Consider the following 22137-nt stretch of genomic DNA (forward strand, 5'->3'; position numbering starts at 1 on the left):
GCATCCACGCACGGCGTGGATCTACCTTGTCGGTTCAGTAGATCCACGCCACGCGTGGATGAGCCGCCCGAACCGCATCCACGCACGGCGTGGATCTACCTTGATACAACGAAGGCGGCCAGTGGCCGCCTTCGCAGGGTGCATCAGTACTCGATCCAGGCATCCCGCCAGGCCGAGCCGGTGCCCGGGCGGTAGGGCTCTGCATTGATGTTGCACCAGGCGCCCTCCGGGAACGGGCGGCAGGCGTACAGCTTGCCATCAGTTCCCTTCACCACCGTCTGGCCGGGGATGTAGCTGCCAAGCCCGGCAGGGTAGACGTAGTCATAGTCACCCGGCGGCGGATCAATCGGATCGGGATCCGGCACGCGCGTATCGAGCTGGAAGCGATGGCCCGGCGTCAGGTACACGCGGTTCTCGGTGGCCGATGCCACCGGCGTGATGACGCCGTTCTCCAGCACGCCGACGCGCGCGTGGCGGGCACTGGCATTGACCTTGCGGGCCAGCGCCAGCGGCCACTGCGTGGCACCGGTCTGGCCGGCCGCCAGGGTGATCTCCGGGCGTTCCACATCGTTGCCGTTGGCATTGAACACGCGCAGGCTCAGGGTGGTGCCCACTTCCAGCGCGCCACGCGCGGTGACCGGGCCGGCATCCTGCCACTGCGGCGGCGGGTTGACGCCGCCACCGCCTTCAAAGCGGACATCGGCGCAGGTGTAGAACGCCTCGGCCGAATCCGAGCGCTGCCAGGTGTTGTAGATCACGTGCTGGCCGGTGCGCTTGGGCAGCGGGCAATCCAGCTTGTAGACATCGCCGGAGAGCGGCACGTTGCCGAGGGTGCAGAATTCTTCCAGATCCGCCCAGCGCAGCGGGCTGCCCGGCTGCCAGCCTTCGCGGGTGACATAGAACTTCCAGTCGCGCGTGGCGTGCGGCGCCGGTGCCTTGTACTCGAAGGTGTAGCGGCCGCGCGCATCGCCACGGATGGGCGTGGTCTGCCAGTCGCTGCGGCTCAGGTCCAGGCCGCGGTACTTGCTGTTGCCGCCGCTGCACAGCTCGCCATCGGGCACGACCGCCTGGTGGTTGCCGTTGGCGGCGGCCTGGTTGATGCCTGCCCAGTCATAGAACGGCTGTGCGCCGCCGATGGCCTTTGCCGCGGCACAGGCCGGGTTGGTCGGGTTTTCCGGGTTGCCCTGGTAGCAGGAATAGACGCGGCTGGAGGGCTTGGACAGCGTGCCGTGGGCGAAGGCGGTGCCGGAGGCGGCTACGCTGCCGAGAATGGCCAGCGCGAGTGCGGCCCGGTGGGAGTGACGCATGGAGAATCGCCTGTGGGTGGTGGAACCCCACGGAGTGTCGATGCGAGTGCCTGCGGTTGCCATGCAACTACTTGGATATTGCGCAGCTAAGAGCGTGTCGACCAACGGTCGACACCTACCAAAACGGATTCTGGCGTGTCGACCAACGGTCGACACCTACCAAAACGGATCGTGGCGTGTCGACCAACGGTCGACACCTACCAGAGCGGATCGTGGCGTGTCGACCAACGGTCGACACCTACCAGAGCGGGGCTGCTGGCAGGTGCCAACCTGCTGGGATTACCAGCTGTAACTCACGCCCACCTGGGCCGCGTTCTGGTGGTAGCCACTGGCGCGCTGCAGCGACAGTCCCCCCCAGATGCCCATGCCGTTCGCGTACCGGATCGTAGCGCCCGCACTGAACTCGCCACGGCTTCGCGGGATGCGCGCATCCACCACTTCGTCATCCATGCGGATCTGCGATTCGGCGCGGGTATGCAGCCAGTTGGCGGCCACATAGGGCTGCACTTCCGCTGTACCGTTGCCCCAGCGGGTCACGCCGGACAGGCGCAGGCCTGCACGGCCAAACAGGCCATCGGCGTTCTCGGCATTCACCACCGTGCCGTTGGCTTCAGTGTGGTTGTTGCCATCCCAGCGGCTGTAGCCCACCTGCAACTGCGGCTCCAGATAGATGCCGCCGTTGCTGGCACCGCCGACGCGGAAGGCATAACCGGTTTCCACCGCCCCCTGCCACGCGCGGCTGTCGTAACGCTCACCGGCCAGGCCGATGCCCTCGACGCGATTGCGGAACTGCGCACGCTGCACCGATCCATCCACATAGAAGCCGGCATACGGGTCAGCACCATTGCCGCCGCGCCACGTGCCATACAGGCCCAGCGCCTCGCCCTTCACCTTGCCGCGTGCGTAGTAGCCGGTCAGTTCATTGGTGGAGGTGCTGCTGGCATTACCGGTGGACAGCATCACGCCCACGCTGCTGCCGGAATCGTGATGCCACACATCGGCGCCGACGGTCAGCGCCTGGCTGTTGCCACGGATATCCAGCTGCTGGCTGACCGCATCAAAGCCGTTGCGCGAGCCGTCCACGCGCGCCCAGGCGCGGCCGGAATTCTGGCCGGCATGACGGTCGTGGTAGCCCAGGCGGAACATGTTTTCCGCAGCCTGCAGGTTGGCCAGGTAGGCACCCGGTTCCGGGCGCAGCACCGGGTCCGGATCGACCGGGTTGCACTCGGGCAGGGTCGGGTCCACCTCGCACGGGTCCGGCTGGGTCGGCAGCTGCGAACGTAGGTACCAGTTGCCGTCGGCACCGGTGCCCTTGAACAGGAAGTACTCGTACTGGCCACCCACCGCACGCCCAGCCAGGTTGAACTGGCCGTTGGATGCACCGCCGACCTGGATCAGTTCGATGCCCTGGTTGGTCTGCGCACCGGCACCGCCGACGTTGTTGACGCGCACGTTGGCACTGCCGCTGGTGTCGCCGCCGATGATCAGCTTGTCGGTGGCGGCATCGTCGCCGGCCAGCACCGTGTTGAACACGATGGTGCCGTCGTTGCCGGTGAAATTGCCGGCCACGTTGAGGGTGTGGAAGGCCGAGCCATCGCCCAGGGCGATCGTGCCGTTGCCCAGATCCAACGTGCCGACAGTCGAGTCGCCGGTCATGTTCCAGGTGGCGGCGTCCAGCGTGGCGCTTGTGACGTTGGTCATCGCGCCGTCCAATACGGCGCCATTGTTCAGCGTGGCGTGCAGCTGCGATGTGCCATCGGCACGAAGCGCGCCCTGCAGTTGCGATGCGTCCACGTTCAGATTCAACGTGCCGCCATCGACCGCTTCAGCAATCACGCCATTGCCACCGCTGACGGTGCTGCCGTTCAGAATATTGACGGTGGTTGGGGCAATGATTCCCGCACCGCTGACCACGATGCCCGAGCCGTTGCGCCCTGCCACGCGCGATCCATCAATGGTAAGCGTGTTGTCGCTGATCGGGCTGGCAGGCGCGCCGCCGTCATCCAGCACCACGATGCCGTTCTCGTCTCCTGTAACCGTAGAGCCGTTGGTGATGCTGACATTTGAATTGGAGAAAACCGCCAGGCCCGTCGAAACATCGGGCGGGAGAAAGCCGGTTCCGACGCCCGTTCCATCAAGCGTTGTGTTGCTGAGTGTGAGCACGCCGCCCTGGGTGTAGGCTCCGATGCCTTGGCCGATGATGGTCGAGTCGGCCACGGACGCGCTGCCCGCACCGCCGGCCGCTGCTCCATTGGTGACCGCCAATCCCGCAGCATCGCTGTTCTGTATGCGGGTGTTGACGATGGTCGCATTGGAGGATGCAACCTGGACTGCAGCAAACAGATCGGCTGCCGTGCTGGTTGCCCCTGTCATCGTGAGTGTTGAGCCGTCGTTGACAGTGACTTCTGCTGCGGTTGCGCCGGTGTTGAACGTAAGCGTGGCGCCAATAGCAGTCCAGCGCTCAACGGGGTCGCCGGCATTGACGGTGGCGGACTGACCCGGCCCGAGAGTGCCGGCCTGCACGGCCGGGGCCAAGGAAATGCCAGCGGCAATGGCCAGCACCAGGGAACGACGCACTGCGATCTTCATGACGGAACTCCAGTTGAAAGAGGACTTTCAGCAACGGACCCGTATTCACTTCATCTATTGATGAAACGCTCTCATTAAGTGAAGCCAGCGTGAATACAGTCAAGCAGGTGGTGCAACGCAGAGCCCTTGGGTTTGGCGGTGACGTCCCTATCGGGTGCTACTGCGTTGCACCATGGAAGCTGTAGGTGCCAGTCTGTACGCCGTCGTTTGGGCGCGAAATACAATTAGTTGCATACGAATTCGGACAGTTTTTGTCGTGTTTGCAACTGTTCAGGTGCCGCCAACACGCGTAAGCGCTGCCCGTGTGCCGAGCGCGTGGCACCACCAGAGTGGTTTCAGATCGCGATGCGCCGGCGCCTCGACCCTGGTTGGCACGCGCACGTGCGTGCGTGAAGGGAGCAATGCTGGACTTGTTGATCTCGCGAAGTTGCGAGCCTGGTTGCAGCTCACGCCCACCTGCGAGGTACTCTGGAGGATGCCACTGGCACGCTGCGGCGACAGCAAGGGGCTTTCAGAAAGGGGCCGCATTCATTGCGCGGCGGCTGGATCCCATCAAGGGGAGGCGCAGTGAAGGAGTCATCCATTCCAGCCCCGACGGTCCCCGTCGTTGGCCCCTTCACCACGCCATTGAAGCTACTGCGCCAGTCTCTGCGCTTCGGTACTGCTCGTAAATAGAATCTGTTGCACGTAAATCCGTGGCAATCCATCCGTTAACAGGATGGACGCCATTGCCGGACGCACGCTCTTACACGTGCGGAACTGGGGCACCAAAGCGGTTGTCGCCCGGGGTGCTCGGCAGCAGCATGAATACGAGCACCGCCAGGTTCGCAAACGGTACGAGCAGCAACAGGTACCACCAGCCGGAACGGTCGGTGTCATGCAGGCGGCGCACAGTCACCGAGACCAGCGGCACCAGGATCGCCAGCCACACCACTACGCCCAGGCCCGTCGATACCCATGCCAGCGCTTCCGAACCGGTGTAGCCGGCAACGAAGCTCAGCACATGCAGCGGCATGAACACGATGAGGATGAACAACTGGAACCACCAGAACTCACTGCGGCTGGCGCGCCCGCTGAACTGCGCATAGCGGGTAAGCGGAATCATCATCTTGTGCATCGGTACGCTCTCCAAAAAGAAGCGCGCACTATCGCTGAGGTGGGGGAGCGTTCACCATGCAATTTATTGCAATTGCAGCGCGCAGTGCTGTAGAGCCGAGCCCACGCTCGGCTCTGCGCGGAAGCGCGTGTAGACCAACGGTTGACACCTACCGGTGGTGCTCGGCGTGTCGACCAGCGGTCGACACCTAACCGGTAGTGCTCAATGCGTGACTTTCGCCTCGGCATCGCGGGCGGTGCCGTAATCATCCAGCCACTGGAATTTCAGGCTTGCCGGCACGGATGCGCCACCCGGCAGAGGCAAGGTGATGCCCGCACCCGGCGCGATCATGTCGACCGCTAGCGATCGGCCGTCGGCCAAGACCACGCTGCTCAGGGTCACGTGGTACGCGCTGGGGTTATGCACCAGCAGCCCCTGGCCCTGTACCCGCCACTGCAAGGCTGCTGCCGCATCGCGCGCATGGCCGGGCAGGCCGGCGGGGCGGTGGAACAGCTTCACCCGTGTGCGAACAGCAAATTGCAGAAGGCTCTGGTCTTCAGTCGCGGTCGGCTTGGGCGGAATGTCCCACAGGTTGAAGTAGAACACCGACTCGCGGTCAGCTGGCAAAGGCGCATCCGACGGGCGTGGTGCATAGGTGATGCGATAAGCCTGGCCCTGCTGCGCCGGCAACAGCCGCGGTTCGGCAGGGGTCAGCCGGAACGGGGTGCGTACGTCTTCTGGCCGCGCGTAGCTGTCGCCATCATCGATCCACACCTGGGTCATGGCTGGCTGATCGCCTACGTTGGTGGCTTTGACGATCACGTCGCGACCCTTCGCTGCGTCATGCACGATGCGCGTGCCCTGCAGCGTAACTGCCGCTGACACGGGCAGCGACATCGATACTGCCAAAAGCGCGGAAAGCCACGCCGATACCTGAAGTTTCATCGGATACCCCTCTGGATGGCGGGTGAGCCATGCGACGCCACCCGCCTGTTGCTCACTTGTAGAGCACGACGAAATCGCCGGACGCATTGGCCAGGCCGGCCGTCGCATCCTGGCCCGGCGAGGCGTACCACGCGCTGTAGTCCAGCTGGCCAGTGGCGCCTGCGGCGATGTTGACCCATACGGCCGGGTCTTCACCGATCTTCTGGTGGTTGCCCGCGGCGTCATACAGCGCAACACCCACATTGGTAGCGCCGCCGGTAACGGCCAGATTGCCGGTGCTGCCATCGGGCGTGCCGCCGAAACGCACACTCACTTCCTGCGCAGCGCCCGAGCCGGAGCAGTCCAGGGCGATGCTGAAGTTCTTCTGGCCCGCGCGGGTGCCTGCATTCAAGGTGGCAACGTCCACCTTGCCCATCGGCACGGTAATGGTGCCGCCCACGCTGCCGACCGTGCAGGTGGAGGTAGACAGTTCGCCGGTGATTTCCAGCTTCTCGGCATGTGCGAACGGGATGAAGGACGCCGCCAGCGACAGTGCCAGCAGATTCATTTTGATGGACATCGGGATTCTCTTCTTGGTTTGGAGGCTCTGCCCGCAGCACAGGGCTCCGGGAAGGGCTGCAGTCTTTCCGCGATGCCCCTTCGCATCCATACAACATGTTGCAAAGTGCCGATAAGGCGAATGATTGCAACAAGTTGCATGTGGCGCCGGGTGGTTTGTAGGTAACGTGCGCAGCCTGCGCTGTCGGCTGCTGCCTCCGACTCCGGCGCACTCTTCCGACGTCCTCCATGAGCTTCCCATGTCAATTTCCTACGTGCCACGCGCGCTTGGCCCTGCTGCGCTGCTCCTGCTTGCTGCATCCAATGCAGAGGCGGCCTGCCGCATGGTGGGGGGAGATGCATTCGTTGACCACACCTTCGATGTGGCCTACACGCCACTGCCCGACCAGAAGATCGGCGAGCTGAGGGGTGAGATTGAAATCCAGTGCGACAGCACGGCGGAAATGCAGGGAAACATTCTTCCGGCGTTCTCTGGAGTCACCTATGTGCGTGATGTTGAAACCGACGATGGACCTGCGGCCGGGTATCAATTCGGTCCCGGATCACCCCTGCTGGTATTCCAGTACTCAACGCGTGACATCGGCTGCGTTGAGCCCGATGGGAGTGATTGTCCAATTCAAGAGCTCTGGTACGAAGATACCCTGCTGGCGGACGGTGTTTCCAAAGATATCGAGTGGGCGGTGACCTGGCCCAGACAACGCATCGGGATAACGGTCTACGTCTACTCGCGCGGCGACCAGATGGTCTCGGCATCGCGGCGGCAGGTTGCAACCACCACCACGCGGATAGGGGCGGCTGTCGGCCGCCACACTTTCACGCTGGGCGTGCAGTTCAAGTCGCAGACCTGCGCGGTCTCGCCGCAGACGGTGGCGCTGGACCCCGTCGATGCCCGCGTGCTCGACCAGCAGCTGAGCGCAGGCGAAAAGCCTTTCAACGTGGCGGTGAACTGTGGTTCCACAGGCCGCCCACTCATCCTGCAGATGAGCGACGTGCACGATGCCGCCAGCACCGGCGATCTGCTGGTACCCGCGCCAGGCAGCAGCATCAGTGGGGTGGGCCTTCAGGTCATACACGACGGCGCTGCGGTCCGCATGCAGCATGCATGGCATTACGGAACCACAACTGGCGGTGCCGTCTCGGTGCCTTTCAGCGCCCGCTACCAGCGAACGCCTGGTGTGCTGCGAGGCGGCAGCATCCGCAGCGAAGTGTCACTGCTGGCTGACTACTACTAGCGCGCGGCTGTACCGCGTAACTCACCGCCCCTGAGCTCTGCCCAGGCGCCAGCGGTGATGACCTTCTGTGGAGAATGAAATGAACATCGCCCGCCTTTCGGTCGCCATTGCACTGTCGATCATGGCGTCTACTCATGCCCAGCCCGTGTTGGCCGCCCCGTCGCTCGAGTTCAGCGAAGGCTTCCTCATCGGCGGCAAGTCCATCGACATGCGGCGCTATGCCCACGGTAACCCTACCGAGGCAGGCCTGCAGCGGGTGGATGTGATGTTCAATGGGCAGTTCCTGCAGACCCGCGATATCGAATTCATTGCCGTGGATGGCTCGCAGCACGCCCAGCCGTGCCTGCCGGCGGATCTGATGCGCACGCTCCCGCTTCGGGCCGAGTATCTGGATGTGCTGGATGCGCACGCCGACGCCGGCGGTTGTGTCGACCTCGCCGCACGTGTGGACGGTGCCACCGTAGTATTTGACAGCGCTGAACTGAGGCTGGCAATCACCCTGCCACAAGCCGCGCAGGCCCGCACCGCGCGCGGATATGTAGCGCCCGCCCAGCGCGATGCAGGCATCAACGCGGCATTCGTCAGCTACACCGCCAACCACTACCGCAACGACAGCCGCAACAGCAGCTACCTGGGCATCCGCGCCGGGCTCAACCTGGGTGACTGGCGGCTGCGGCACCGGGCGTCGTTCAACCACAGCGCGCGCGGTACCCAGCATCGCGTTCTCAGCAGCCATCTACAGCGTGACGTTCCCGCATTGAACAGCCAGTTGCTGCTGGGCGAAGGCAATACCGGCGGCGAGCTGTTCGAAAGCGTGTCGTTTACCGGTGCGCGGTTGTACACCGATGAACGCATGCTGCCCGATTCCCTGCGTGGCTATGCGCCCACCGTGCGGGGTATTGCCGAAGGCAATGCGGTGGTCAGCATCCGTCAGAACGGCATGGTGATTCACGAGGTTACCGTTGCACCGGGTCCTTTTGTCATCGAAGACCTGTACCCCACCAGTTTCGGCGGCGATCTGGAAGTGACGGTTACCGAAGCCGATGGCCGCAGCCAGCGCTTCACCGTCAACTTCTCCGCGGTACCGCAGGCGCTGCGTGAGGGCGCGTCGAAGTTCAGTGCCAGCGCCGGGACTCTGCGCGACAGCGGTGCCGGCGTGGCGCATCTACGCTTTGCCGAAGGCACCTACGCGCGGGGTCTGAACAATCACGTCACCGCTTTCGGCGGGGTGCAGCTGGCGGAACAGTACCGCGCTCTCGTAGCGGGTGCGGCCCTTAATACTGGCTTCGGTGCGTTTGGCGCCGATGTCACCCGATCAGAGGCAACGCTGCACGCGCGGGGAGGCCCTTCGGGAAACAGCCTGCGCGTGAATTACCAGCGCTATGTGGCGCGCACCGGTACCCATGTGGGTCTGGCAGCCTACCGCTACAGCACCGAGGGCTTTCTTACCCTCAATGATTTTGCACGTGCGCAGTCCGGCAGCGGTGGAAGCTTCGGCCGTGCAAAGCAGCGCTACCAGGCGAATCTTTCCCAGCGGCTGGGGGAGAGCAGCAATCTGTACCTCAGCGGCGGCCACGTCACCTATTGGGACGGATCGCCGCGGCAGAATGATTTCCAGCTGGGTTTCCAGAGTGTGCTGCGCCAACGCGTAAGCTATGGCGTCTCGGCGCTGCGCTACCGCATGGGCAATGGGCGATCCGATACCCGTTACGCGCTCACCCTCAGCGTGCCATTGGGGCGTGGCCAGAATGCACCCCGTGCAAGCAGCCAGGTGAGCCACTCGGCGGCGGGCGAGCAGACGCAGTTGGGTCTGAGCGGCAGCCTGGGCGAGCGCCAGGCGCTGACCTACGCGGTGTCCAGCAACTGGGCCACAGACGCGCGCAGCAGCACCAGCGCCCACCTGGACTACCAGGGCCGGCTGGCCACGCTGAATGCCGGCTACAGCCGTGCAGCCGGCTATACCAGTCAGACCTTCAGCGCCTCGGGCACGGTGGTGGCGCACCGCAATGGCATCAACGTGGGGCCGCCCGTGGGCGATGGCTTTGCGCTGGTGCAGGCGCGGGGGGCAGAAGGTGCACGGGTCGGGGCAGGCACGGACATCCGCGTGGCCCGCAATGGCTACGCGCTGTTGCCGCACATCAGCGCCTACCGCTGGAACACCATCGAACTGGATCCTTCCGGGCTGCCGCTGGAGGTCGAGATGCTGCAGACCTCGCAGCGGATTGCCCCCACGGCGGGCGGCATCGTGCGCGTGCCGTTTGAAGTGCGCCGCGAGCGGACACTGTTCATTGAAGCCACCGATGCGTTGGGGCAGCCGCTTCCGTTTGCCGCGCGTGTGCAGCGCGAGGATGGCAGCCCGGCCGGCGCGGTCGGCCAGAGTGGGGTCATCCACCTGCGCGGCGCGCAGGACCAGGGCGTGCTGATTGTCGACCCTGACGGGCCGCAGCGCTGCCGCCTCAGCTACCAGATGCCGAGCGAACCGGATGCCTACGGGCTGTCGTGGACCGAGTCGATGTGTACACCCCTGAATTCCCGAAGCCTGCAGGTGGAGCAAGCGGGCGAGCTGCCCGTGCCTACTGCCGGTTGATCCAATCCTTACAACTGCTTCCCTGGAGTAAACCCATGAAAACCAACCTGCTCATTCCCGTCGCGCTGGCCTTGCTGGCGCTGCCGATCGCCGCGACCCAGGCGGCGACCCTCACCATTACCGGGCGTGTGTTGCCCGGCACCTGCACCTTGGCCACGCCAACTATTCCGCTCGACCCCGTGAAGGCCAACGAAATGACCGCTGCCACCCCCGCCAACCTGAAGGCCGGGGCGGTGAATTTCACCGGCTGCGTAGGTGTGGTGCGCGCGCGGTTGTCCTTCGATGGTACGGCTGCTGATGGCGACCCGCAGCGTTGGAAGAACACGGCCACCACTTCGGCGGCGTCGGGTGTGTCGATTGCGTTGTTGAAGGGATCGTCGGGTCTGGACTACCTGAAGAAGGGGGATACAAATATCCCGGTCACCGTCTCCGGTGCGACGGCCAGCTATCCGATACGTGCGGGCTATTACGTTCCCAGCACCAGCGGCATCAACGCAGGCAACATCGCGGCGGAGATCACTATTACCGCTGCGTACGATTGATATCTGCGCCTCCACTGCATTTGATCTCCGGATAGCGCGGATAAACGAGCCCTTGGGTCTTCGCACGCCCCCTTCTGTAGGGGGCTACCTCACCGCCGGCTGAACCGCGCAGTCGGCCAAGCAGTTTTTAAAACTTTTTGTATGGGAACTGCCGGGGGGCGGTGCATTGAATGGCGGATGTCATTCCGCCGTCGCATGCGTGCAGGCGGAGCCCACGGCCAACATGGAGCCCCGCCCATGCCGTTTCCGTTCAAACGTCTCACCCCCCTCATGCTGCTTTCCCTGCTTGCAGCCTGTTCGCCCTCCGCACCGGAGGACGCCACCGAGCTTCTCCCGGTGCAGGTTCATACGCTGCAGCCCGAAGATGCCGCACTTCATGTGGTCCTTCCTGGCCGGGCCGTAGCCGCCCACGAAGCCGAGGTACGCCCGCAGGTGGATGGCATCGTGGCCAGGCGTCTGTTCGAGGAAGGCAGCGAGGTCCAGGAGGGGCAGCCGCTGTATCAACTGGACGACATAAAGCTGCGTGCGGGCCGGGATGAAGCCAAAGCGCGCTTGAACCATGCCTACGCCACCTGTGGCGCTGCCCGCGAGGAAGCCCGGCGTCTGGCGCAGCTGGCGGATTCGCAGCTGGTAAGCCAGCAGGACAAGGACCGCTCAGCGGCGGCCTACCAGCGCGCCGAGGCGGAAATTCAGATGGCGATGGCCTCGCTGCAGACCGCCAAGGTGGCCCTGGACCACGCGCGCATCGCTGCGCCCATCAGTGGCCGTATCGGGCGCTCCAACGTGACCGAAGGTGGGCTGGTCACCTCGCATCAGCCCGAAGCGCTTACCACGGTGCGCGGCCTTGACCCGATGTATGTGGATCTTTCGCAGTCCGCTGCCGAGTGGTTGCAGCTCAAGCGGGACATCGCCGATGGGCGGCTGCGGGACAACCGGCAGCTTCCGGTGGATATCCAACTGGAGGATGGCAGCCGTCTGCGGCAGACCGGCATCCTGCAGTTCTCCGACGTGAGCGTTGACCCCGCCACGGGCACGTATGCACTGCGGGTCCGCGTTGCCAATCCTGATGGCGTGCTGCTTCCGGGCATGTACGTATCGGCCTCCATCGGCGCCGGCGTGCGCCGCGATGCGCTGCTGGTGCCGATGCAGGCGGTCTCGCGCGATGCCACCGGCAAGACGCACGTCATGGTGGTCGACAGTGAGGGGACGGTCGCCAACCGCCCCGTCCAGCTGGGGCGGGCACTAGGCGAGCGCTGGCTGGTCGAACACGGCCTGCAGGCCGGCGAGCGCGTGGTGGTGCAGGGCCAGCACAAGCTGGAGCCGGGCAGCCGCATCACTCCGGTGGAATGGAGCGCGCCTACGCCGGGCACGACCGATGCCGCATCCGCTGCCGCGGAGGGCTGATGGCACGGTTCTTCATAGACCGCCCCATCTTCGCCTGGGTCATCGCGCTGCTGATCATGCTGGTGGGCGGCCTGGCCCTGGTCCGCATGCCGGTCGCGATGTACCCGGACGTGGCCCCACCCACCATCACCATCACCGGCATCTATCCCGGTGCGTCCGCCAGCGTCATCGAGGAGACGGTGGTGCAGGTGGTGGAGCAGCAGCTGGCGGGGCTGGACGGCATGCTGCACTTTTCCTCGCAGAGCTACTCGTACGGCGGCTACGCGATGATCAACGTGGTCTTCAGGAACGGCATCGACCTGGACCAGGCGCAGACCCAGGTGCAGGGCCGGGTGCAACTGGCCATGCCGTCGCTGCCCGAGGCGCTGCAACGCCGCGGGTTGGCCGTGACCAAGTCCAACGGCGGCTACCTGCAGATGCTGGCCTTCGTCTCTGAAGACGGGCGGATGAATGAAGCCGACGTCTCGGATTACGTAAGTTCCACCGTGGCCGACGCCATCCGGCGGGTGCCCGGGGTAGGGCAGGTGCGCGAGTTTGGCGGCAAGTACGCGATGCGTATCTGGCTGGACCCGGTGAAGATGGACCGCTATCAGTTGTCCGTTGATGAGCTGGTCAGCGCCATCGGCGCGGAGAACCTGCAGGTGCCGCTGGGCGAGATCGGCGGCGCGCCTGCCGTGCGGGAACAGCAGTTGAGCGCGTTCATTGAAGGTGCGTCCCCCAAGCGCACGGCGGCCGAGTTTGCGCAGGTGGTCATCCGCAGCAAAGAGCACGGTGGCGTACTGCGGCTGGGCGATGTGGCACGAATTGAACTGGGGGCGGAGAGCTACGACTTCGGCAACCGACTGAACGGCAAGCCCGCTGCCGGCATCGGCATTTCACTCGCGCCCGGTGCCAACGCGCTTGAAACCCGCGCAGCCATCGACAAGGCGGTGGAAGCACTGGGCCCGGGCATGCCGGCGGGGGTGAAGGCGGTCGTTCCGTATGACACGACGCCCTTTGTACGGCTGTCCATCAAGGGCGTGGTCAAGACCCTGCTGGAAGCGGTCGTGCTGGTGTTCGTGGTGATGTACCTGTTCCTGCAGAACCTGCGGGCCACACTTATCCCGACCATTGCCGTGCCGGTGGTGCTGCTGGGCACGTTCGGCATTCTGGCGTTCCTTGGCTTCTCGGTGAACATGCTGACGATGTTCGCCATGGTCCTGGCCATCGGCCTGCTGGTGGACGATGCCATCGTGGTGGTGGAGAACGTCGAGCGCATCATGGCCGAGGAAGGGCTCTCGGCACGCGATGCCACGCGCAAGTCGATGGACCAGATCACCGGCGCTCTGGTGGGCATTGGTGTGGTGCTGTCGGCCGTATTCGTGCCGATGGCCTTCATGCAGGGTGCCACGGGTGTCATCTACCGGCAGTTCACCGCCACGCTCGTGTCTGCCATGGCGCTGTCGGTCATCGTGGCGATCATCCTCACCCCAGCCCTCTGCGCCACGTTGCTGAAGCCCGTTGCCCACGGTGGTGGGCATGCTGCGAAAGGCGTGCTTGGGCGGCTGTTCGGCGCCTTCAACCGGCGGTTCGACAGCGCTAGCTCGGCCTACCAGCGCGGCGTCGGTGGAGTCCTTGCCCGGCCCCGGCGCTTCCTGCTGGCCTTCCTGGCACTGGGTGCGGTGATGACCGTGCTGTTCGTGCGCCTGCCCAGCTCGTTCCTGCCCAACGAAGACCAGGGCACGCTGGTGGTGCTGGTACAGACGCCGGTGGGTTCCACGCTGTCGCGAACCCAGGACGCGCTCGCATTCGTGGAGCACTACTTCCTGCAGGAAGACCCCGTGGTTGAATCGATGTTCACCGTCGCCGGTTACAACTACTCCGGCATGGGGCAGAACTCGGGGCTGGCGTTCCTGCGCCTGAAGGACTGGTCCGAGCGACCGGCGGCAGATTCGGCCGATGCCATTGTGGCCCGCGCATCCAAGGCCCTGGCCAGGCACGGCGACGCCAGCATGTACGTGCTCTCGCCGCCGCCCGTGCCCGGCCTGGGCGAGGTCTCCGGTTTCAGCTTCTTCCTGAAGGATGACGCGGGGCACGGGCATGCGGCCTTGGCAGCAGCTCGTGACCAGCTGCTCGCCGCCGCCGCAGAGAATCCAGCGCTCGCCCGGATGCGCGCCAACGGCATGGCAGACGCCCCCACCCTGAAGATCGAGGTGGATACCGCCCGTGCGCGTTCCCATGGCCTGGATCCCGGCAACGCACTGGACACCCTCAGCGCGGCGTGGGGTGGGCGCTACGTGGCCGATTTCGTGGACCGTGGCCGCACCAAGCGTGTGTACCTGCAGGCGGATGCGCCCTTCCGCATGAAGAAGGACGATCTGAACCTGTGGTCGGTGAAGAACGCGCAGGGCAGCATGGTGCCTTTCGCATCGTTTGCGCGCGCGGACTGGTCGCACGCATCGCCACGTCTGGAGCGGCAGAGTGGTGTGTCCGCCATGGAGATACAGGGTGAGCCGGCGCCGGGCGTTGCATCGGGGCGGGCGATGGCGGAAATCGAGCGGTTGGCGGCAGACCTGCCCGCAGGGTTCAGCCTGGAGTGGACCGGCGCGGCGGTGCAGGAGCAGGAGTCGCGTTCTCAGGCGTTGCTGCTGTTCACGCTGTCCATCGTGGTCGTGTTCCTGTGCCTGGCCGCTTTGTACGAAAGCTGGGCGGTACCAACGGCGGTGTTGCTGGTCGCCCCGCTGGGAATCCTCGGGGCGGTCCTGGCCAACACGGTTGCCGGGCTGGAACGCGACATCTACTTCCAGGTGGCCATGCTCACCACGGTGGGCCTGACCAGCAAGAATGCCATCCTCATCGTCGCCTTCGCGCGGGAGCATCTGCAGAACGGTGCTGAGCTGATCGACGCCACGCTGCACGCCGTGCGCGACCGCCTGCGGCCGATCATCATGACCTCGCTGGCCTTCGGGCTGGGCGTGCTGCCGCTGGTGCTGGCCAGCGGCGCCGGGTCGGGCGCGCAGCGGGCCATCGGCACCGGCGTGCTGGGCGGCATGCTGGTGGGCACCTTGCTGGGGCTGGTTTTCGTGCCGCTGTTCTTCGTGATCGTCATGCGCACGTTCGGCCGTCGATAGCACCGACCCGCTGTAGAGCCGAGCCCATGCTCGGCTCTACAGGAATCTACAGGTAGCGCCGGGCCACGCCCGGCGGAATTGCATCCGGTAGCGCCGGGCCATGCCCGGCGGAATTGCATCCGTTAGCGCCGGGCCACGCCCGGCGCAATGGCCTCAGGCCACCTGCACCTGCTCATCCACATACTCAGACAACCCACGGCAGGCCAGCAGCAGGCCCTCGCGCACGTCGTTGCCGATCTGCTGCGCCTCATCGCCATCCTCGCGCACGCGCTCGCTGGCGTGCAGCAGCTCCAGCAGCACGGTCAGCCCGGCATTTGCCCGGTTGATGCGTGCCAGGGCCATGCACTGCCCGGTGTTGCGCCCTTTGCGCCGCAGCGGCTGGCCATCGGCGCCTTCCACCTGGCGGATGCGCTGCAGACTGCCCAGCAGAGTGACGCCTTCTGTGGACTGCTGGGCGGCAAGGGTGGTTTCCAACGGCTGCGCGAGTTCATCGGGCAGCGTGTTGGCGGCTTCGCCCAGGGTGGCGAAGAGGTAGGGATAACGTGTGGTGCTCATGACGGCTTCCTTATGCATGCGGCAAAGAGAAGCCGCCCTGCTTGACAGCGAGGGCGGCGGACGGTGCGTGGTTCCAATACCGGAGGCTGATGCAAACGCCGGCGGGCACGAGGCCCCCACGCACCGCCCGCCATAGGCGCGGGCAGAATGCCTGCCGACGCCACCCACAGGGGATGGGCGACGCCGGCAGGCAAGCGTAACCAACACATCAACCTAACGGGATTGGAAGCCCGTGCCACCCGTTTTCGGTGGCGGTACATGATTCGCACTGGGCGCCCGTGCTGCCAATGAGGAAAGTTTCAAAATAGAAAAAATGCGAATGTTTGCAGCGACGTGGCGAAAGCTGTCAATGCGTGCAGTTTGCGACATTCTCTGTAGAGCCGAGCCCATGCTCGGCTATCACGTGCAGCCGAGCGTGGGCTCGGCGCTACAGAAAGCAATGCAGCCGAGCGTGTCTGCAGTCGATCTTGGCTGGAGCCTGTACCCTCTCACCCCCAACCGATCGATGGAAACATGGAAATGACGACTGCTCGAACCTGGCGCGGACGTGTGTTCATCGGCACAAGCCTTGACGGCAAGATCGCCCGCGACGACGGCACGCTCGATTGGCTGACCGACCTGCCGGCACGTGGGCGCAACGTCAACGCGGTGATCGAGCATCCTGCGCTGATCTGGAACACGTTCATCGAGAAGGTCGATGCCATCGTCATGGGGCGGGCCACCTACGAGACGGTCATCGGGTTTGATGAGTGGCCGTTCGAGGGCATGCAGGTGGTCGTGCTGACGACGCGTGGCCAGATCGATGACCCGCGTGTACGAGTGGCAGGATCTGTCGAGGATGCGCGTCGGGTTCTTGATGCTCTGGGCGTCCAGGACGTGTACATTGATGGCGGGCGCACCATTCAAGCCTTTCTGCGCGCGGATCTGGTCGACGAGCTCACGATTTCGGTCGCCCCCGTCGTGCTGGGAGCGGGGGATCTTTGTTCGGTGAGTTGGACGCCGAGCTCCAACTCGTGGTGCGCGGGAGTCATGTGACAGACGATGGACTGGTTCGTACGACATACGAGGTCGTTCGCTGAAGGCGACCTGGTACGCGTAATCGCCTGAGAAGTGCACGTGGCATGCCGCGCCCACGCGTTATTGATGATCCCGTGTAGAGCCGAGCCCATGCTCGGCTCACCACGGGTAGCGCGGCCTGATCGTGATCTGGCCGAAGTGCAGCCGAGCGTGGGCTCGGCTCTACAGAAGCGAATGCAGCCGAGCATAGGCTCGGCTCTACAGAAGCGAATGCAGCCGAGCGTAGGCTCGGCTCTACAGGAGTCAATGGCGCCGCACCGACTGCGACGACAGTTCCGGAACTGTGTCGCAAAAAGCGATTATCCAAGTAGTTGCATTGAATTATTGCGCCACTGGGAAGAAGGTTGCAGCACCGCTGGAACGTGCCTAGGGAGAGCGCCGTGTACAGAGTTGTCGTTGCTGATGATCACCCTGCCGCGCGTCTTGGAATGAAACTGGTTGCAGAAATCTGGGGGCGGTGCGATGTGGTGGCGGAGGTCGCAAACGGCCGGGATCTGGTCGAGGCCATCGAGGCGGAATCTGCGGATCTGGTCATCACGGATCTGAGCATGGCGCAGGCGGGATCCACGGACGGCCTGGCCCTGATCAAGCTGCTCAGGCGCCGCTACCCAAGAGTGAGGGTGGTGGTGCTGACGATCTCGGGCAGCGCGGTGATCGTCGATGCCCTGGTCGGGCTGGGCGTCAGTGGCGTGGTGTCCAAGCGCGACGAGGTTGATGAGCTGCTCGAGGCGCTGCGCAATGTGGAACGTGCCGGTACGCATGTCGGAAAAAGTTTCCAGGGTGAAGACCTGATCCCTGACGTCTCGCTTCCCGAAGCGGAATTGACCAAGGCCGAGATCGACGTGCTCAGGCAGCTCGCAAACAACCTTTCGGTCACGGCCATTGCCGCGCGCAGCTCGCGCAGCGTGGCGACCATCAGCAAGCAGAAGACCAGTGCGATGAAGAAGCTGGGCCTGGTCGACACCATGCAGCTCTATACCTATCTGAGATCGCTGCGAGGGGGCGTCCGCACCGGCTGACTGCCGTGCCGGCAGCGGTGACCGTCCATCTACCCCAGCAAGGAGAATACTGGCTTGACCCGGAGACTTGTGGCGGCGCTTGCTGCCCTGTTCCTGTTGTGCGTGCTTGCACCACCGGCGGGTGCGCGCGGGGAAGAACCCTCTGCTGCTGGCGGCCACGCCTCTTCGGCCATACACCTCAGCCCTGCCCAACAGCGGTTCATTGCCGAGCGGCCGGTGGTGGTGGTGGGGTTCGTGGGGAACTGGCCTCCGTTCGAGAGTGTGGAAGACGGTCAGCCCGCAGGACTTTCGCCAGAGCTGCTTGCCAATCTGGCGAAGCGGTTGGGGCTGACGCTTCGATTCGAGCGGTTCAGTGGTTTCCAGGAGCTTCTGGCTGCCGCCTGCTCAGGCCGTGTCGACGTGCTGATGAACGTCTCGTTGAGCGCCGGCCGCACCCGCTGCCTGGTCTATACGGACCCCTATGCAGAGGCCCCGGTCGGGCTGATCGCGTACCCCCATGACCCCCAGCTGCGCGCCGACCCCGCGCTGGTGGGCGTGCGTCTGGTGACCACGGCGGGTGCTGCAACGGAAGAATATGCGAAGAAGCGGTTTCCGCAGGCTGTGCACATCGGCGTTTCAGCGCCCCTGGAGGCGATGGAACTGGTCGCCGAGGGAAGCGCTGATGTTTTCCTGGGCGACGCGCAGGTGGCAACGCGCCTGCTGCAGAACCCGCGCTTCCAGGCGCTGGCGCTGATACGACCGAGTGGGCTGCCGAACGATCTGCTGCATTTTGCGGTGCCCAATGCGAAGCAGCCGCTGGTGGAAGCCTTGAATGAGGCGCTCGGTTCGCTCAGCGCTGCCGAGCGGCAGGCGTACCGCGACCGCTGGCTGGCCCCGCTTGCCTGGAACGAACGGGGCGAGTTCGCCTTGAGCGCCGAGGAAGTGCAGGCGATGCGCCACACGTTGCGCGTGGGGTGGCCCAGCGATTTCGCGCCGATTGCGTTTGCCGACAGGAGTGGGCGCCCCTCGGGACTGGCCAGCGAATACCTTCGCAAGCTGCGGGTGATCGGCGCTCAGTTCAGCCCGGTGCAGCCGGCGCCGTGGGACGACATCCGCGAGGCGATTCGCGAGGAGACCGTGGACGTGGTGGTGGCCGTGCCGCGCGATGGCACGTGGTTTGGCGAGGATTGGATCTACAGCCAGCCCTTTGCAACGGTCGCCAACGTGGTGGTCGCTGCACGGGATGGGGTCGATATCCGTTCGTTGAGCGACCTGAACGGCCTGAGGGTCGCCTCATCCGACCCGGAGCGGCTTGCCGGGTACGTGCAGTCGGTCGCACCACGGGCGCGGGTGGTGCCGGTGCCGAGTACGGAGCGCGGCCTCCAGGACGTCGTTGCGGGGCGTGCGGATGTCTATGTTGGCAACCTGGCCGCCATCGACGCGGTGATCCGCGCCCGGCATTCGGGGCAACTGGAGGTGGTGGCCACGACCGGGCTCTCCGATGAGCTGAGTTTCGCGGTGCAGCGCCGGCATGCGCCGCTGGTGGCGGTGATGGATCGCATGCTGTCGCAGATGGATCCAGGGGAGAAGCAGGATCTGCGCAGCAAGTGGATTGCGGTGCGCTACGGCAACGGGGTGGACTGGGCCACGCTCTGGCGCTGGCTGGTACCGGTGCTTGGCATCCTGCTGACCGCCATCCTGGTGCAGGGCTGGAACCAGGTGCGGCTTGCACGCGAGGTGCAGCGGCGCAAGGACACCGAGGTCGAGCTGGAACGGGCCAGGGCGCTGGCGGAAAGGGCGGCCGAGGCGAAGGCCGGATTCCTGGCGACGATGAGCCACGAGATCCGTACCCCGATGAGCGCCATCATGGGCATGGTCGAAATTCTGGATGGAACGGAACTGACGCCGGACCAGACGGACATCCTGGCCATCGTCGGCGAGGCCACCCGCACTCTGCGGCTGCTGCTGGACGATGTGCTGGATGTTTCGCGGCTGGAGGGCGGTGGCATGCAGCTCAATCCGGCCGCGACCGATGTGACCGCGCTGATGTCGGGCATCGGCGAACTGATGGAGCCTGACATCTGGCGCAAGGGCGTTGAGCTCAACATCCGGATTGATCGTGACCTTGCGCCGGCGTACCTGCTGGATGAGCTGAGGCTGCGCCAGATCCTGTTGAACCTGGTGGGCAATGCCACGAAGTTCACGGCGCAGGGTTCCATTGACCTGTCCGTTGACGTGCTTGCGCCGCGGCCCGGGGAAGTGACGCAGCGGCTGCGTTTTGCCGTTGCCGATACCGGCATCGGCATGAGCACTGAACAGTTGCAGGGTGTGCTGGAGCCCTTCGTGCAGGCAACCGCTGCCACGGCACGGGAGCACGGTGGCACCGGCCTGGGCCTGGCGATCGTAAAGGGCCTGGTCGAGTTGATGGGCGGAACCGTGGTCATCAACAGTGCGCTCGGCCGGGGCACCGAGGTGAGCTTCGTCCTCGAGGCGCCGCCGGCACAGCGGCAGGCCGGGGAGCACCCGGAGGAAGCGACGCCGCCCATGCCCCGCCGCTGGCGCGTGCTGGTGGCCGAAGACGATGCCGCGAACCGGCTGATGATGCAGTACCGGCTGGATATCCTGGGCCAGGACGTTGTTGTGGCCGCCGACGGTGCGCAGGCGTTGGAGAGGTTGAAGCGCGCGGGCGACATCGACCTGCTGCTGACTGATTGCCAGATGGCCGGCATGGATGGCTATGCGCTGATGCGGGCCGTGCGCGGGTCGGACGATGCAGCCATGGCGCGGCTGCCGATGGTGGCGATGACGGCCAGCACGTCCGACGCGGTCATGCAGGCATGCACCTCGGCCGGGGCGGACGGTGTGCTGCTGAAGCCGTTTGATATCGCGGCGCTTCGTTCCACGATGATGCGGCTTCTGGAGGGCGAGGGGGCTGGGCCGTCATCGGGCCGGATGCAGCCGCTCGGGGGGCACGCCTGCAACACCGATGCCCCCGGCGAGCTGCAGGCTGCGGCGGACCATGCCTGGCAGGCGCTCTGCCGCCAGTTGGGGGGCGCGGCGGTGGCCGTGCAGATGGTCGATGTTCTCGCCGTCGCGTTCGGGGAGGACGCGCCCGCCCTTCGGCAGGCACTGCGGGCGGGGGATGCACAGGAAGCGTGCCGGCGCATCCACCGCATCACTGGTGGGCTGGCGGTGACCGGTCTGATTGCGTTGGCCGACGAAGGAAAGCTGCTTGAGGAGACGTTCAGCGGCGGCTGCGCGCTGCACCCGCAGGTAGAGCACTTCCTGCAGGCGGCGGGTGCCGCGATAGCGCAGCTGTCGCGGCGCGCGCGTGCAGCGCTGCACGCGCCAGCCCCGCCGTGACGGAGCCGGCGCGCACTTGGCAGGTACCTCAGGGTTCCTGATAGCCGCGCTCGTCGTAGCCGCCATAGACCAGGCAGGTCAGCTGTGCCGAGCCGTCCTGGGCGATCGACAGCACACCCATGCTGGTATCGCGCTCGGGCTTGCGGCCGAGCTTGGAGGCGGTACGCACCGCGGCGGCGTTGGCCGAGAGCTGGGCGGTGTAGCTGGCGCCCAGGTCACCGTCGGGATCGATGTAGACCGACACCGAGCGGACGTGCAGGCCGAACACGGTGAACGGCACCGGCGGCTTGATCGGTTCGTCGGTGCCATCCAGCTTGCCGGACAGGCCTGCCAGGGCGGCTGCGGCGGCATCCGGATCGGCGCGGCATTCCAGCGCGGCCTGCAGGGTCGGTGCCAGCTTCTGCCAGTGCGCCGCGTCGATGGTCGTGGCGGCCTGTGCGGCCGGCATGGCCAGCAGGGCGGCGATGATCGGGGCGAACGTGCGGGTGGGGGACAGCTTCATTGCAGTCATTCCTTTGCGTGCGGGCCGGGAATTCTACGCAAAGCCACCTGCATGAACAGCGCCATATTGCGACGCAGCATCGAAAGCGTACAATCCGCCTCGGCCAGTCGGCTGCTGTAACCCGCCTCCCGCCGTACCCCCCTGCAACGCACAGTGCCGGGGCGTTCCGGGGACGTCGCTACGGACCAGCGTACTCCCCAGGACCCACGCGTCCGCATGATCTGCCTGTCCCGCTGTCGGGGCCGGGCGCATCGCTGCGCGTGCCTTTCAAC

General features: G+C 65.3%; 15 protein-coding genes. 8 read left to right on the forward strand and 7 right to left on the reverse strand.

The features are described from left to right. Positions 1 to 143: 143 nt before the first annotated feature. From IAE41_RS13355 to IAE41_RS13375, 5 genes are all read right to left on the reverse strand, one after another. Positions 144 to 1307 carry a lytic polysaccharide monooxygenase gene (locus IAE41_RS13355; protein WP_200733445.1) on the reverse strand — a complete coding sequence of 388 codons (1164 nt, stop codon included), beginning with the start codon at positions 1305 to 1307 and terminating at the stop codon, positions 144 to 146. 279 nt (positions 1308 to 1586) lie between these two features. Then, positions 1587 to 3896: an autotransporter outer membrane beta-barrel domain-containing protein gene (locus IAE41_RS13360; RefSeq protein WP_200733446.1), complete on the reverse strand. Its 2310-nt coding sequence runs from the start codon at positions 3894 to 3896 to the stop codon at positions 1587 to 1589. 745 nt (positions 3897 to 4641) lie between these two features. Beyond that, positions 4642 to 5013, reverse strand: a complete 372-nt coding sequence (locus tag IAE41_RS13365; protein WP_200733447.1) for a DUF805 domain-containing protein — start codon at positions 5011 to 5013, stop codon at positions 4642 to 4644. A gap of 201 nt (positions 5014 to 5214) precedes the next feature. After that, entirely contained in the window at positions 5215 to 5937 is a 723-nt protein-coding gene (locus tag IAE41_RS13370) for a fimbria/pilus periplasmic chaperone (protein ID WP_200733448.1), read from the reverse strand. Positions 5938 to 5989: 52 nt separating this feature from the next. After that, positions 5990 to 6496, reverse strand: a complete 507-nt coding sequence (locus tag IAE41_RS13375; protein ID WP_200733449.1) for a fimbrial protein — start codon at positions 6494 to 6496, stop codon at positions 5990 to 5992. A 238-nt stretch (positions 6497 to 6734) separates the two neighbouring features. Here IAE41_RS13375 and IAE41_RS13380 point away from each other — a divergent pair, with 238 nt between their 5' ends. From IAE41_RS13380 to IAE41_RS13400, 5 genes are all read left to right on the forward strand, one after another. After that, positions 6735 to 7727: a fimbrial protein gene (locus IAE41_RS13380; RefSeq protein ID WP_200733450.1), complete on the forward strand. Its 993-nt coding sequence runs from the start codon at positions 6735 to 6737 to the stop codon at positions 7725 to 7727. Positions 7728 to 7806: 79 nt separating this feature from the next. After that, positions 7807 to 10314, forward strand: a complete 2508-nt coding sequence (locus IAE41_RS13385) for a fimbria/pilus outer membrane usher protein (RefSeq protein ID WP_200733451.1) — start codon at positions 7807 to 7809, stop codon at positions 10312 to 10314. 35 nt (positions 10315 to 10349) lie between these two features. Next, complete coding sequence (locus tag IAE41_RS13390) at positions 10350 to 10856, forward strand: fimbrial protein (RefSeq protein ID WP_200733452.1); 507 nt, start codon at positions 10350 to 10352, stop codon at positions 10854 to 10856. Positions 10857 to 11093: 237 nt separating this feature from the next. Then, on the forward strand, positions 11094 to 12260 hold the full coding sequence (locus IAE41_RS13395; protein ID WP_200733453.1) for an efflux RND transporter periplasmic adaptor subunit: 1167 nt from the start codon (positions 11094 to 11096) through the stop codon (positions 12258 to 12260). Next, a complete protein-coding gene (locus tag IAE41_RS13400; protein WP_200733454.1) occupies positions 12260 to 15370 on the forward strand; it encodes an efflux RND transporter permease subunit in 3111 nt (1036 codons plus the stop codon). Before IAE41_RS13395 ends, IAE41_RS13400 begins: the two co-directional genes overlap by 1 nt. A 153-nt stretch (positions 15371 to 15523) precedes the next feature. Here IAE41_RS13400 and IAE41_RS13405 read toward each other — a convergent pair whose 3' ends face one another. Beyond that, positions 15524 to 15925, reverse strand: coding sequence for a hypothetical protein (locus IAE41_RS13405; protein ID WP_200733455.1), 402 nt, complete (start codon positions 15923 to 15925; stop codon positions 15524 to 15526). A 513-nt stretch (positions 15926 to 16438) separates the two neighbouring features. On the opposite strand from IAE41_RS13405, the gene IAE41_RS13410 reads away from it, so the two are divergent. The 3 genes from IAE41_RS13410 (at position 16439) to IAE41_RS13420 (ending at position 21363) form a co-directional block, all read left to right on the forward strand. After that, the gene (locus IAE41_RS13410; protein ID WP_200733456.1) at positions 16439 to 16960 is read left to right on the forward strand and encodes a dihydrofolate reductase; all 522 of its coding nucleotides are present in this window, start codon (positions 16439 to 16441) and stop codon (positions 16958 to 16960) included. A gap of 422 nt (positions 16961 to 17382) precedes the next feature. Next, the gene (locus IAE41_RS13415; protein ID WP_200733457.1) at positions 17383 to 18021 is read left to right on the forward strand and encodes a response regulator transcription factor; all 639 of its coding nucleotides are present in this window, start codon (positions 17383 to 17385) and stop codon (positions 18019 to 18021) included. A gap of 54 nt (positions 18022 to 18075) precedes the next feature. Further along, positions 18076 to 21363 carry a transporter substrate-binding domain-containing protein gene (locus IAE41_RS13420; protein WP_200733458.1) on the forward strand — a complete coding sequence of 1096 codons (3288 nt, stop codon included), beginning with the start codon at positions 18076 to 18078 and terminating at the stop codon, positions 21361 to 21363. A 28-nt stretch (positions 21364 to 21391) separates the two neighbouring features. Here the strand turns inward: IAE41_RS13420 and IAE41_RS13425 are convergent, their stop codons facing one another. Then, the gene (locus IAE41_RS13425) at positions 21392 to 21865 is read right to left on the reverse strand and encodes a hypothetical protein (protein WP_200733459.1); all 474 of its coding nucleotides are present in this window, start codon (positions 21863 to 21865) and stop codon (positions 21392 to 21394) included. Positions 21866 to 22137: the final 272 nt, after the last annotated feature.

Origin of the sequence: Stenotrophomonas sp. S39, from assembly GCF_016624665.1 — a bacterium.
Classification (GTDB): Bacteria; Pseudomonadota; Gammaproteobacteria; order Xanthomonadales; family Xanthomonadaceae; genus Stenotrophomonas.

Excerpts from the sequence above, each read along its gene's own strand:
- IAE41_RS13425 (WP_200733459.1), bottom strand. The coding sequence starts at position 21,865 with ATGAAGCTGTCCCCCACCCGCACGTTCGCCCCGATCATCGCCGCCCTG.
- IAE41_RS13360 (WP_200733446.1), bottom strand. The coding sequence starts at position 3,896 with ATGAAGATCGCAGTGCGTCGTTCCCTGGTGCTGGCCATTGCCGCTGGC.
- IAE41_RS13365 (WP_200733447.1), bottom strand. The coding sequence starts at position 5,013 with ATGCACAAGATGATGATTCCGCTTACCCGCTATGCGCAGTTCAGCGGG.
- IAE41_RS13380 (WP_200733450.1), top strand. The coding sequence starts at position 6,735 with ATGTCAATTTCCTACGTGCCACGCGCGCTTGGCCCTGCTGCGCTGCTC.
- IAE41_RS13395 (WP_200733453.1), top strand. The coding sequence starts at position 11,094 with ATGCCGTTTCCGTTCAAACGTCTCACCCCCCTCATGCTGCTTTCCCTG.
- IAE41_RS13400 (WP_200733454.1), top strand. The coding sequence starts at position 12,260 with ATGGCACGGTTCTTCATAGACCGCCCCATCTTCGCCTGGGTCATCGCG.
- IAE41_RS13355 (WP_200733445.1), bottom strand. The coding sequence starts at position 1,307 with ATGCGTCACTCCCACCGGGCCGCACTCGCGCTGGCCATTCTCGGCAGC.
- IAE41_RS13385 (WP_200733451.1), top strand. The coding sequence starts at position 7,807 with ATGAACATCGCCCGCCTTTCGGTCGCCATTGCACTGTCGATCATGGCG.
- IAE41_RS13375 (WP_200733449.1), bottom strand. The coding sequence starts at position 6,496 with ATGTCCATCAAAATGAATCTGCTGGCACTGTCGCTGGCGGCGTCCTTC.
- IAE41_RS13410 (WP_200733456.1), top strand. The coding sequence starts at position 16,439 with ATGGAAATGACGACTGCTCGAACCTGGCGCGGACGTGTGTTCATCGGC.
- IAE41_RS13390 (WP_200733452.1), top strand. The coding sequence starts at position 10,350 with ATGAAAACCAACCTGCTCATTCCCGTCGCGCTGGCCTTGCTGGCGCTG.
- IAE41_RS13405 (WP_200733455.1), bottom strand. The coding sequence starts at position 15,925 with ATGAGCACCACACGTTATCCCTACCTCTTCGCCACCCTGGGCGAAGCC.
- IAE41_RS13370 (WP_200733448.1), bottom strand. The coding sequence starts at position 5,937 with ATGAAACTTCAGGTATCGGCGTGGCTTTCCGCGCTTTTGGCAGTATCG.